10 protein-coding genes are annotated in these 13028 nt (G+C 28.7%); 5 read left to right on the plus strand and 5 right to left on the minus strand.

The window, feature by feature from the left end; all coding sequences use genetic code 11:
- Positions 1-3 precede the first annotated feature (3 nt).
- Complete coding sequence (locus B4H69_RS02105) at positions 4-1134, minus strand: 5-(carboxyamino)imidazole ribonucleotide synthase (RefSeq protein WP_180905434.1); 1131 nt, start codon at positions 1132-1134, stop codon at positions 4-6.
- 62 nt (positions 1135-1196) lie between these two features.
- On the opposite strand from B4H69_RS02105, the gene B4H69_RS02110 reads away from it, so the two are divergent.
- Positions 1197-2138, plus strand: coding sequence for an endonuclease/exonuclease/phosphatase family protein (locus B4H69_RS02110; protein ID WP_180905433.1), 942 nt, complete (start codon positions 1197-1199; stop codon positions 2136-2138).
- 38 nt (positions 2139-2176) lie between these two features.
- On the opposite strand, the gene B4H69_RS02115 is transcribed toward B4H69_RS02110, so the two are convergent.
- Together B4H69_RS02115 and B4H69_RS02120 are read right to left on the minus strand one after the other, a co-directional pair.
- Entirely contained in the window at positions 2177-3955 is a 1779-nt protein-coding gene (locus B4H69_RS02115; protein WP_180905432.1) for a tetratricopeptide repeat protein, read from the minus strand.
- Between the two features lie 24 nt (positions 3956-3979).
- Positions 3980-5800 carry a hypothetical protein gene (locus B4H69_RS02120; RefSeq protein ID WP_180905431.1) on the minus strand — a complete coding sequence of 607 codons (1821 nt, stop codon included), beginning with the start codon at positions 5798-5800 and terminating at the stop codon, positions 3980-3982.
- 520 nt (positions 5801-6320) lie between these two features.
- Between B4H69_RS02120 and B4H69_RS02125 the strand changes: the two genes are divergently transcribed.
- A complete protein-coding gene (locus tag B4H69_RS02125; protein ID WP_180905430.1) occupies positions 6321-8459 on the plus strand; it encodes a TonB-dependent receptor in 2139 nt (712 codons plus the stop codon).
- 34 nt (positions 8460-8493) lie between these two features.
- Here the strand turns inward: B4H69_RS02125 and B4H69_RS02130 are convergent, their stop codons facing one another.
- A complete protein-coding gene (locus B4H69_RS02130) occupies positions 8494-9339 on the minus strand; it encodes an alpha/beta fold hydrolase (protein WP_180905429.1) in 846 nt (281 codons plus the stop codon).
- A gap of 51 nt (positions 9340-9390) precedes the next feature.
- Here B4H69_RS02130 and B4H69_RS02135 point away from each other — a divergent pair, with 51 nt between their 5' ends.
- The gene (locus B4H69_RS02135; RefSeq protein WP_180905428.1) at positions 9391-9837 is read left to right on the plus strand and encodes a lipocalin family protein; all 447 of its coding nucleotides are present in this window, start codon (positions 9391-9393) and stop codon (positions 9835-9837) included.
- A gap of 88 nt (positions 9838-9925) precedes the next feature.
- Positions 9926-10378, plus strand: coding sequence for a lipocalin family protein (locus B4H69_RS02140; RefSeq protein ID WP_180905427.1), 453 nt, complete (start codon positions 9926-9928; stop codon positions 10376-10378).
- A 36-nt stretch (positions 10379-10414) separates the two neighbouring features.
- On the opposite strand, the gene nth is transcribed toward B4H69_RS02140, so the two are convergent.
- Positions 10415-11035, minus strand: coding sequence for an endonuclease III (gene nth / locus B4H69_RS02145; protein WP_180906877.1), 621 nt, complete (start codon positions 11033-11035; stop codon positions 10415-10417).
- Positions 11036-11150: 115 nt separating this feature from the next.
- Here nth and B4H69_RS02150 point away from each other — a divergent pair, with 115 nt between their 5' ends.
- Positions 11151-12923, plus strand: a complete 1773-nt coding sequence (locus B4H69_RS02150; RefSeq protein WP_180905426.1) for a mechanosensitive ion channel family protein — start codon at positions 11151-11153, stop codon at positions 12921-12923.
- Positions 12924-13028: the final 105 nt, after the last annotated feature.

The raw sequence follows: 13028 nt of genomic DNA on the forward strand, positions 1-13028 counted from the left end.
TTGTTACTTTTTTGCCACGACTTTCACCGTTGCATTTACTTGTTTTATGTTTTGTTTTAATTGTTCTAAATCATCGTTCACTAAGGTAACGTGTCCCATTTTTCGACCTGGTTTTGTGATAGTTTTTGCATACCAATGTAAAAATGTTCCTGGAATCGTCAATAATTCTTCAATATTTTCGATTTCGGCTTGTCCAGTTTGTCCTTCAGCGCCAATCAAATTGACCATTGCAGAAGTTGTAAACAATTTTGTAGAACCAAGAGGCAATTGCATTAAGGTTCTTAACATTTGATCGAATTGTGATGAATAAGCTGCTTCTATTGTTGAATGTCCAGAATTGTGAACGCGAGAAGCGGTTTCGTTTACCCAAATCGATTGATCTTTATTCAAGAATAATTCGACTGCGAAAACTCCTGGAGATTTCAATGCTTTTACCACATCACGCGCAATTTGTTCAGCACGATCAGTGATTTCTTTCGGAAGTGTAGAAGGCATCAATAAATAATCTAACAAATTATATTCTTCGTTGATGACAAATTCTACGGTTGGATAAGTGACAATATTTCCTAAATGATCGGCAACGGTAACAACCGCGATTTCGCGATCTAAATCAGCTGGCGTTTCGAAAATTGAAGGAGCTTGTAGCATTTTGTCTAAATCAGCTTCAGATTTTAGGAATTGAACACCTTTTCCATCATAACCATCTTTTCGAGATTTTTGAAAAATCGGATAATTGATGTCTTGTTTCGATTTTAAATCTTCCCAATTATCTAATCCAAAATAAGGCGCAGTCGGAATATTATTATTGACATAAAATTCTTTTTGAATTCCTTTGTCTTGAATAATAGCTAAAGCTTCAGGATCTGGAACAACGCGTTTTCCAATTGATTTTAGATAACGCAACGCTTCAACATTTACGTGTTCAATTTCAATTCCGATAGCATCTAAATCTTTTCCAAATGCAACAACCGTTTCATAATCTTTGAAATCGCCTTGTACAAAATGATGTGCATGTAGTGCGCAAGGTGCATCAGCAGCTGGATCTAAAATACTAATCTCGCAAGGATATTGCAATGCATTTTGCAAAAACATGTATCCCAATTGTCCTCCTCCTAAAATTCCGATTTTTATCATATTGCGAAGTTAATGAATAATATAATTTCTATTTTTACGAGAATTAAAAAAGTATTGACGAGATGTTAACAAAATGGAGTAGAATTTTATTTTTTGTATTTGCTGGAATTTATTTAACGAGCAAGAGTTTTTATCAATATTTTGTGTTTGATATGTTGTCGCATTACTCTATTTATGCGCTGATTATTGCTTTTTTCTTGTGTTTGATTCATAATTATGCTATCAGAAAAGAGGAGAAAAAGAATATTTTTTGGTTGATTCCTTTGGTTGCAATTCCAATTATTACGTACAAGAATCTTGGGAATTTTTATTTTGGAGATAATGCAAAAGGAGAAAAATCGAATTTTAAAATTACTTCAATTAATATTTTTTCTCAGAATGAAGAATTTCAACATCTAAAAGATTATTTGGCTAAAGAAAAAAGTGATGTACTTGTTTTACAAGAATTAACGCCAGCTTGGCAAAAACATGTAGAGTTTATCCGAAAAGAATATCCATATTATAAAGAAGAGGTAAGAAATAACAATTTTGGAATTGCGATTTATTCTAAAATACCGTTTACAAAAGTGTCTACAAAAAATTATATTGATGAGATGCATCCGTCTATTTTAGCGGAAATTATTGTAGACGCTAAACCATTAAGCATTTTGGCAACGCATCCTGTTCCGCCTTTACCAAATCAGGCTCGTTTTGAAAGACGAAATAAACAATACGAATTGATGAAGCAGGAAATTGATGCTTTATCGAATGAAAATATCATTTTAGTTGGAGATTTGAATTCTACGGTTTATTCACCGAATTTCAAATTGGTGCAATCAGATAAAATGAAAGATGCTCGTTCTGGTTTTGGATTGAATAATTCTTGGAATGCTTTCATCCCAATTTTCCGCACAAATATTGACCAATGTTGGGTTTCAAAGAACATAAAAGTTACCAATTTTTATCGTGGAGATGATATAAAATCGGATCATTTTCCGATTGTTGCAGAACTTAAGATAGAATAAGAACAAAAAATCTGTAGACAAGTGTCTACAGATTTTTTTTATGAAAATAAACTTTGAATAAATGTTTGTAAATCAGCTTCTTTTTCTAAACCAATTTTCTGTTTTAAACGATATTTTGCCATACGTACCGTTTTCGTTTCTACTTTCATCACATTTGCGATTTGTACATTATCCATATTTAGATACAAATATGCGGCATATTTCATGTCTTGATTAGTTAATTTACTTTTAGAAACTTCGCTTAGTTTATTGAAAAAGTTTGGATGAACTTCTTTTATAATATTTTGTATTTCATTAAAATCATCATCCATTAGACGCTCGTCTTTCAAGATTCGATCAAGATTTAAGGCTTCTTTGTCTTTTATTTTTTCTTTCAGTTCATTCAAGAAAGAATTCTTCTGTTTTAATTGCAAAGAAGTTGCTAAAGCTTGCTTGTTCAATTGTTCTTGTTGTAAAGCTAGTAACTCTTGTTCGGCTTTAATACGAGCCTTTTCTTGTTTTTCAAGTTCTAAATTTAGTTCGGCTTCGTATCGTTCGGCTTTTAGTAAATCTGTTTTCTGTTTGTTTGATTTTAGCTTATAATACAACATATACATTAAGAAAATCACACCAGCAATCGCAAGCAAAATAATACCTATATAAAGAAATTTCTGTTTAGAATAAATTTGATTCTTTTCTTCTAATTGTTTTATTTGCTGATTTTTTTGCTCAGTATTATAAAAAATTTCTAAAGACTTTGTATTGTTATCAAATTGTTCTTGATCATTTTGCTGAATAAATTCTTTTACTTTTCGTTCGTATTCTAAGGCTTTATCTAATTGATCTAGATGTTCATATGTGATTGATAAATTATTAAGAATGATGATTTTATGAGCAGGAAAAATTTTGTTATCATTCATTGCTAATTTTTCTGCTTTTAGAAAGTAGTTTTTTGCAGTTTCAAATTCCTCTCTTTTAAAATAACTATCTCCAATATTTATGTAAATTAAAGCAACTATATCACTACAATTTGGAGAGTTTTTACCAATGTTCAGCGCTTGCATCGAGTATTTTAAACTCTCTTCATGAGGATATTCTTTAGAAGTTTTAATTATACTACTACTTTTATTAAGATAATGTACAACCAAACAACGATTTCTTACACTTTCTTCCTTTATTAATAATGCATATTTGTAAGCGTTATTATAGCTGGTAACAGAAGAATCTAGAAACTTTTTGTTATTAGTATCTTCAAATTGTTTCTGATAATAGTATCCCAGATTATTAAATGTAAAATTAATTTGAAGATTATTTTTTCCTAATAAAGCATGCTTGTTTGCATTAATAACGTCAGATCTAAATCCAGATTCTAGTGATTTACGTAGTTTATTACTAAACCTAAGGAAATACATTTGAGTAAGTATAAAATTTTCATTTTTATGTTTACTCATTTCATTAATACTTTTATTAATGGATTTTAAAAATAATTCTTGTTGATTAATTTTATCATAATATTGAGCATAACCATATTCAACAAAGGCAATATCCACCTTATTTTTGTTTTTCCTAGCTAATGCTTTAGCTTTTTCTAAAGCTTCAATACTTTCAACTTCTTTTTTTATACTTCTATAATAATCTGCAAGCAATACATAACCTATAATCTTATTATGTATATCATCGCTTTTTAATAAATTATTATCAATAATTGATTTTGCATTTTCATAATCTTTGCTATACAAATAGGTGTAAACCAATTGTTGATCTTTGTTAAAATCACTTTGTGCCTTGGTATATTGAGTAAGTAATACAAGGAATAATATCCATATCTTTCTCTTCATTTTTTCTAAATGATCAACTTTTTATTATAATTCTAAGGATTGAATAAATTTTTGCAAATCAACATCTTTTGATAAACCAATCTTTTGTTTTAAACGATATTTTGTCATACGAACGGTCTTGTTCTCAACTTTCAATAAGTTAGAAATTTGTTGATTATCCATATTTAAATAGATGTAAGCTGCATAATTTAAATCTTGAGCAGAGAGTTTATTTTTAGATATTTCGTTCATTTTCTTGAAAAAATTAGGATGAATATCTTGTACAATGGTTTGTAATCCATTGAAATTATTATCAGTAAGACGTTCGTCTTTTAAAACTTTATTGATATTGAAATTTTGATCATCTTTTATTTTTTCTTTTAATTCACTGATGAAAGAATTTTTATGATTTAATTGCAATGATGTTGCTAATGCTTTCTTTTGTAATTGTTCTTGTTGTATATCAAGTAATTTTCGTTCAGCTGTTAAACGAGCTTTTTCTTCCAACTCTAATTTTAAAGTTAAAGCTGTTTCTTGTTTTTCAGCTTCTAATAAATTGGTTTTTTGTTTGTTTAATTTTTGTTTGTAAATGAACATATAAACCATTAGCACAATTCCAATTATTGAAATACCAATAAGAGATAAATACAAAATGCGTTGTTTTGAAAAGATTTGATTTTTTTCTTTTAGTTGTTTAATTTCTTCATTTTTGCGCTCAAAATTATAAAAAGCCTCTAGTACATTACGTTTATTTTCATACGCTTTTTCATACGCTTTTTGTGTATAAATCAATGATTCTTTATTGAATTTTAGAGCTTTTGTAGGTTCATTATTTTTTTCATAAAAATTTGAAATTAGTTTTACAATTGTATTAATTGTACTGATGTCTCTTAAATTACGTACAGATTTGACAATTTCATAAGCTTTCAAATAATATTCTTCAGCTTGTTTATTGTTTCCATTATTTTCACTGATTTCAGCATATGTTGAATAACAAGTAGATTTTAAATCAGGATTATTAATTTTACTTGAATAATCTAAAGCTATTTTAACATATTTTTCGGCTAAATTATACCGCTCATTTTTGTCTAAATTTCTATAAGGGTATGTGTTTATTAAAGAAGCTAAATTATTATAGGTAATAGAAGCGGCTTTAATAGGAACTATATCAATATTATTTTCATTAATGTAACTTAAATTTATTTCAGCATTCTGAAAAATTTTCTCTAAATCCTTAGGGTTATTACTTTTCTGATATTTATGATAATACATTAATGTAGTTGCTGAATAAGCAGATAATAATTCTAAAAGAGATTTACTTTTTCTTGCATAAAAAAGTGCTTTAGTAATATAATTATTATATTCTTCAGAGAAGACGCCTGTCCTAGAATGAGTCATAGACATCAAAAGATAGATCTTTGATCGTAATATGTTTTCGTTAGGATAATTTGTAAGTGATTTTAAAGCATTATTCGAATAATAGATTGTTTTATCATACATACTATTCAATAAATACAATTTTGCAAAAGCATAAGATGTATATGAGTCATCTAACTTATCAACTGTTTTATCAGCTATTTCTTTAGCTAAATTAGCATATTTTAAAGCATTGTCGTAATCATCTTTATTTGCATAAAGATTAACAAAGTTTATATAGATAATTACTTTATTTAGTTGATTATCATTATTTCGTTTTAGTAAAATATTTAATTCTTCTTCAGCATCATTAAATTTTCCATCAATAGTGTTTTTTTCAATGTTATTAATGCTTTTTTGAATATCATTTTGAGCAAAAACGGGAAAAATTCCAATGAAAAGGATAAAAAAGGATAAAAAAGGTTTTAAAATTTGCAGTTTATGATTCATAAATTTGCAGTTTTGGTTTTAGGTAAAGAGTTTAAAATTAATGAGTAAAGATACAATAAAATAGTTTGTAGACAATTCGTAGACGCTTTTTTTTTGTCTGTAGACATTATGAGGCGTCGATTTTTTTGTGAAAACTAATTTCTACTGTTTCTTTGCTTCAGATTTAATAACCAATAAATCTAATTCATACCAACTAGACCAGTTGATTTTTATTAAAAGTCAATCAATCTATCTTCTATTACTAAACCCAAAAAAACCTTCGGCATACCAACCAGAAGGTTTTTTTATGCCCGAAAGTTTCTAAAGATAATCAAAAATGAAGAAATTTTTAAATTTCAAAAAAAAGATTACCTTTGAAATTCAATCGAAAGGGGTGCTTCTTTACAAGAGGCTGAGATTATACCCAAAGAACCTGGGCAGGTAATGCTGCTAAGGGAACTGGTACTTCACCAAATTACATTCGCGCGTAAATTATAAAAGTGTAAGATGGCTCCTTTCATAATATTTTTTAAAATTAATTATGAAAAGGTCGATTTTTTTATTGTCATTATTTGGTGCATCTATTCTTTATGCACAAGAAAAAGATTCTATTCAAAAAGAAGAAATTCAATTAGGAGAAGTTTCAATTGTCGAAAAACTTCCGATTACAGTTGAAAAGGTAACTGATAAAATGTTACAAAAGAAGAATTTGGGGCAAGATGTTCCAACTTTGTTAAATTCTGCTACGTCTGTTTCTATAACTTCCGATACAGGAACGGGAATTGGTTATTCGTCTATCAAAATTCGTGGACTTAATGAACAATCTATCAACGTTACATTAAATGGAATTCCGCTTAATAATCCTGAATCTCAAGGTGTTTTTTGGGTGAATATGCCAGATTTGGCTTCGTCAACAAGTTCTATGATGATTCAGAGAGGAGTTGGAACTTCATCAAATGGAATGGCTTCTTTTGGAGCAAGTGTTAACATCGAATCTCAAAATCCGTCTACCGTTCCTTTTGCAGAAACAAATGTTTCTTTCGGAAATTATAAAACGCAAAAATATACAGTTCAGGCTGGTACGGGAAAAATACTAAACAATAAATTGAGTATTGATGGACGTTTTTCTAAGATAAATTCGGATGGATATGTAGACAGATCTTGGTCAGATTTAATCTCTTATGATTTTACAGCTCTATATGAATTGAATGAAAAAACAAAGTTTAGATTTCAGAATATGTTTGGAAAAGAACAAACGTATCAAGCATGGAGTGGTGTAGATGCCGAAACTTTGAAAAATGATAGAACATATAATTCTGAAGGAGAGATTTTAGACGAAAATGGAAAAGTTGAAGGTTTTTATAAAAATCACACTGATAATTATCGTCAAAATCATTATTTTCTTTCGTGGTTACAAGATTTTGGGAATAATTGGAAATCAAATTTAACAGTTCATTATACAAAAGGTAAAGGTTATTACGAGAGCTATAAAAATAATCGCGGTTTGAAACGCTATAAATTGGATTATTTAACTTCAGATAAAAGAAATTTAATCAATCGAGAATATCTTGATAATGATTTTTATGGTTTTAATCTTGAAGTTGAAAATCAAAAATTAAACAATTTCAAAGTGTTTTTCGGATTATCTGCAAACGAATATGATGGCGATCATTATGGAAATGTCTTATGGGTAAAAGGAACAGATTTTAAGGATAAGGATTTCAAATATTACAACAATCGTTCTGTAAAAAAACAATTGGCTGCATATGCGAAAGTATTGTATCAATTGAATAAGTTTGAATTGTTTGGTGATTTGCAATATCGTTATGTTGATTATGATGCGAAGTATTTGCCAAATGGAGAAAATTATGACGAAGATTTTAGACCATTTTCGGATAAATTCAATTTTGTGAATCCAAAAGCTGGGTTAAATTTTAAAATTAATTCTTCAAATGTGATGTATGCTTCTTATGGAATTTCGCATCGTGAGCCACTTCGTGTAGATTATGAGAATAATGGCAAGCGTCCGACGGCTGAATTTTTACAAGATTATGAATTGGGTTATAAAAAGTCAGGACAGTTATCATTGAGCGTAAATGTATATTATATGGCGTACAAAAATCAATTGGTCCCAACTGGGAAATTGAATGATGTAGGAACGCCGATTCGCGAAAATTCAGGAAAAAGTTATAGACGAGGAGTCGAATTTGATGCAAACTATAAGATTATTCCGAATCGTTTGAATGTTTTTGGAAATATTACGTTTAGCGAAAACAAACATGATAATTACAAAGAGGAAGTTTGGAATGTTGACGGAAGTTCTTCTGTGAAAGAGTACGGAAAGACAAAAATTGCGCTTTCGCCAGATGTGATTTCTGCTTTCGGTTTTGAAGCTGTTCCTTTCAAAAATGTATTGATTAATTTGACGAATAAATATGTTGGTGAACAATATTTATCAAATACAGAACCAGCAGATGGAAAATTAGATAGTTATTTAGTTTCGGATCTTTTGATTCGATATTCGCCAAAAGTAAAAGGAATTAAAAACCTTGAATTTTCGTTTTTGATTAATAATTTATTTGATGTTAAATACGAATCGAATGGTTATTATTACGAAGGTGGATATTATTTCCCTCAAGCCGGAATTAATGTTTTGGGCGGAGTTGGAATTCGTTTATAAAAAGTTAAAAGCTCGAGATACTTCTCGAGCTTTTTTATTCTTCAATATAATCAAGAGGAATATGCCAAATTTCATTTTTATTTTTTTCTCGAAAGAAATCTAAATGTCCAATTTCATCCAATCCATATTCTTTAGGAATGATATTCAAACGTTTTTTCTTCGCATTCTTCAAAACTAATTGTGCAAATAAATCTACAGATTTTGGCGTTGCCATAAAATCATCATCCAAACTAATGATTAAAACAGGTTTTGTAATTTCATCATACAAATTATGCGTTTCATCTGCATAACCTAAAATCGAAGTTTCATTCAGAATTAACTTTCGCCAATCTTTCGCAATTCCAATTGGAATTGGTTCACCCATTCCAACCTTTTGAGAAGGAAAAAATCCGTAAAAAGCAGATAAAATAGGAATTGCAATACGAAAAAAGAAATTTACTTTTGGTTTATCTTTTTGATGAAAATTTTTGATATAACCATATTGAGAACCAATCGTTACAATTTTATCATAAACTTTGTAAGCGCGTGTCAAACCAATCATAATTCCACCGATACTATGACCAATTAAAAACTTTTCGTGATAGGGATAAAATTCTTCGATATATTGTGTCAAACCTAGAAAATCTTTATCTGCCCAATCTGTAAAATGCGCTTCAAAATCTTTTAATTTTTTTGGTTTAGAGTCGCCGATTCCGCGATAATCATACGTGAAAACCAAATATCCCTTATTAGCTAAATACGTTGCGTATTTAGCATAAAAAGTTTGTTTAACACCAATTGCAGACGAAATGACAATGATTTTTTTGGTTGCATTGTTTTCGCCAAAAGAGGTTACGGCAATTGGATATTTGTCGGAAGTTTCTAGTATGAATTTTTTCATTCTTTTTATTTGATAAGATAAAAATATACCTTTACAAGGTAAATCAATCTTATGAAAAAAATTATTTTAATTCTATTAATCTTATTCTCTTCAAAAATTTTTTCTCAACAATTAAAACCTGATAATGTGATTGGTTTTTGGAAATTACAAGAATCTGGCTTTTATGAAAATGGCAAAAAAGTGTCTAAAGAATTTGATGATTGTCGGTTAATGAGAAATTATACAATTTGGGATAATGGATATGCTATTTATAATTATGTAGAAGGAAATAATGGCAATTGTTTTCCTAGTGAGCCTCGATTAACATTGTGGCGAATTGTTGATAATAGAATTCAATTTTACATTGATGATTATATTTTTGAAGATAGAATTGTGAAAATTAATCAAGATAATACGATAACTTTTGAAACATATATTGATAAAAAAATTGTAGATTCAGATAAAGAATTCGAGAAAATAGCAAACACAATCAGTTATGATATTTTACGTAAACAATAAATAAGGAAAATAAGTTTTCAGGTTTATTTTTTATATTCACTTTACGTCATTCAAAATCTTTATTTTTACCAGATAATTATTGAACCGAATGAAAAATATATTCAGCCTATTTTTAGTATCAATTTTATTTCTTTCAATTTTTTCGTGCAAAGAAGACGATTCATTGGCAATATCGCAAGATCAATTATTGCGATCTGGAAAATGGCAATTGAAAGAAATTAGAGAAACGAAAGGAAATATAACGACAACAGACAAACTATTGGCTTGTGAACGTCAATCTATATTAGATTTTTCGGATGTTAAGAATTATAATTCTAACATGTATAAAACCGAAAAAGGGAATTGTGTGCAAGAACAAACGACAGGAACGTATGTGTATAATACGTCTAAAACAAAACGTTTGTTGACAATGGAAACAAAAGATACAACGTACAATTATTATGTGAAGCAGTTAGATCCAAAATATTTGGTTTTGCAAGATACGTTGAGCAAAGTTGATACGATAAAGCTTCGTTTGCAAGTTTTTGAAATTGTAAAATAATAAAGAAAAATACCTTCCATTTTGGAAGGTATTTTTTTATTCGAACATTTTTCGAGTAATAAAATCTTTATCTAAACTCCAAGCGCGTGCGGGAGAATATTCACGTCCATAATAAATGATTTGAATATGTAATTTGTTCCACAACTCTTTTGGAAATATTTTTTTTGCATCTTTTTCTGTTTCCTCAACATTTTTTCCTTTTGTCAATTTCCATAACTTCATCAAACGATGAATATGTGTGTCGACAGGAAAAGCTGGATGACCAAACCATTGCGACATCACAACCGAAGCAGTTTTGTGTCCAACGCCAGGTAATTCTTCTAATTCTTCAAAACCTTCGGGAACTTCTCCATCGTATTTTTCGATTAAAATTTCGGATAATCGTTTGATATTTTTGGCTTTTGTGTTTGATAAACCAATCTCACGGATATAATATTTTATTTCATCTACTTCTAATAACGACATTGCTTTTGCATTAGAAGCTTTCGCAAATAATTCGGGTGTTACTTGATTCACTTTTTTATCTGTTGTTTGGGCAGATAATAAAACGGCGATCAATAATGTAAAAGCATCTTGATGGTCTAATGGAATTGGTGGAACTGGATATAATTTTTCCAATTCATCAATCACAAATTGGATACGTTCTTTCTTTAACATCATAAGTTCTGAGACTTTTTGTGTAAAAATAGAAAATCAAATTTATTTAAAAACTAAGAATCAATTTTAACACTTTTGTTCATAAATTTATCGAAGATTTTTAGATATAACAAAAGTGTTAAAAAATATATTTATTGTTCTTTTCTCATTCTTCTTTTTTTGTTTTTCGAAAGGACAAGATTCTTTGCAAAAGTCATTAGAAAAACGATTAGTAGAATTTTCAAATCAACGTAAAGAGGATTCGATAAAAAGAATTGAATTAGAGAATAAATTTGCAGGAATACAAATAACTTCTAAAGAAAAGGAATCACTATTAAAAGAGTTGAAATTCCTAAAAAGTAGGGATTCTATTGTTACAAAACGATATAAAGACAAAATTGATTCTTTAAGATTAATTAATAAAGGAGTTCCAGTTGTACCTTTTCACGATACGTTGTTTATTGTATATAGAGGGGTTGGAGGTTTTACAATGAAAGAACGCGCTCGTTCTATTGAAGAAAAAATTATAGAATTAGCAAAATCATATGATTTTAACAAAGACTCAATAAAAGTATCAAGCGATGAAAATCAATATTTAATCTATTCTGATGAAGATATAATAGCAAGTGTTGGTTTGCAAGATGCTTTATGGGAGAATACTTCTTTAGATAAATTATCTGATAAGTATGCTAATGTAATAGCGGATTCTATAGAAAAACACCGTTCAGATGTTAGTTTACCAACTTTGGCTAAAGGAACTTTATATGCAATATTGTTAATTTCTGTTGTAAGTTTTTTAATTTTTTTAATAAATAAAGGTACATATTGGCTAAAACTAAAACTATTTAGAAATAAAAGAAATATTTTATCTCCATTTACTAAAAAGAAGTTTAAGTTCTTTAACGAAAATAAACAAATAGAGTACTTGTGGTTTTTAGTAGGAATAATCCGCTGGCTTATAATTTTGATTTTAATATATTTAGCAATTCCTATTTTATTCAATTTTTTTCCTTCTACTCAAGGTTATTCAGCTGTTTTTCTAGAAAATCTGCTTACACCGCTTAAAAAAATAGCAAGAGCAGTCATTGATTATTTACCAAATCTATTAACAATCACAATTATTATTATAATATTTAGATTGATTTTTAAATTTTTAGATTTCATTTCTGAAGAATTGGATTCTGGTAGATTGACAATTAATGGATTTTATAAAGAATGGACAAAACCAACCTATCAAATATTTAAAGTACTTCTTTTGATATTTATAATGATTGTTATTTTTCCATACTTACCAGGAGCTAAATCTCCTATTTTTCAAGGTGTATCTGTGTTTGTTGGTATTTTAGTGACATTTGGTTCGGCTGGTGCATTAGGAAATATCATGTCGGGTTTGATGTTAACATATACTCGTGCTTTTTCTAATGGAGATTATGTCAAGATTGGTGACGTTACAGGAGAAATCATAGAAAGAAATTTATTAGTAACCAGAATACGTACCATTAAAAATGAGATAGTTTCTGTCCCGAACTCTACAGTGATGAATAGTCATACAACAAATTATAGTACAGATTCTTCGAATAAAGGTTTAATTATTTATACAGAATTCGCATTAGGTTATAATATTCCAATTGAAAAAGTTCATGAAGTCGCTAAAAAAGCAGCGTTAAAAATACCTGAAATTAAGAAAGATCCAGCTCCTTTCGTGTTTCAATTACGTTTAGATGATTTTTATATCACTTATCAAATAAATGCGTTTATTACAAATGCACATAATCAAGAAGTCATTTATTCTAATCTAAGAAAAGCTTTAGTTTTAGAACTAAACGAAGCAGGAATTGAAGTATTATCGCCACATTTTATGGCTTATCGAGATGGAACAGAACCTCAATTTATCAAAAAAGATATATAAAATAGGAATAAATAAAGAAGAATTTTTAAGCGACTTATTTTGGCGTTGTATAGCATTACATTTGTAGTATAAATAAAAGATTAATTAGTTAAATCAGTTATGATT

This window comes from Empedobacter sp. UBA6745, from assembly GCF_002453775.1.
Lineage (GTDB): Bacteria > Bacteroidota > Bacteroidia > Flavobacteriales > Weeksellaceae > Empedobacter > Empedobacter falsenii_C.

Coding starts and splice junctions, on each gene's coding strand:
- B4H69_RS02105 (WP_180905434.1), bottom strand. CDS start 1,134: ATGATAAAAATCGGAATTTTAGGAGGAGGACAATTGGGATACATGTTT.
- B4H69_RS02140 (WP_180905427.1), top strand. CDS start 9,926: ATGAAAAATATATTCAGCCTATTTTTAGTATCAATTTTATTTCTTTCA.
- B4H69_RS02130 (WP_180905429.1), bottom strand. CDS start 9,339: ATGAAAAAATTCATACTAGAAACTTCCGACAAATATCCAATTGCCGTA.
- B4H69_RS02120 (WP_180905431.1), bottom strand. CDS start 5,800: ATGAATCATAAACTGCAAATTTTAAAACCTTTTTTATCCTTTTTTATC.
- B4H69_RS02115 (WP_180905432.1), bottom strand. CDS start 3,955: ATGAAGAGAAAGATATGGATATTATTCCTTGTATTACTTACTCAATAT.
- B4H69_RS02125 (WP_180905430.1), top strand. CDS start 6,321: ATGAAAAGGTCGATTTTTTTATTGTCATTATTTGGTGCATCTATTCTT.
- B4H69_RS02135 (WP_180905428.1), top strand. CDS start 9,391: ATGAAAAAAATTATTTTAATTCTATTAATCTTATTCTCTTCAAAAATT.
- B4H69_RS02110 (WP_180905433.1), top strand. CDS start 1,197: ATGTTAACAAAATGGAGTAGAATTTTATTTTTTGTATTTGCTGGAATT.
- nth (WP_180906877.1), bottom strand. CDS start 11,035: ATGTTAAAGAAAGAACGTATCCAATTTGTGATTGATGAATTGGAAAAA.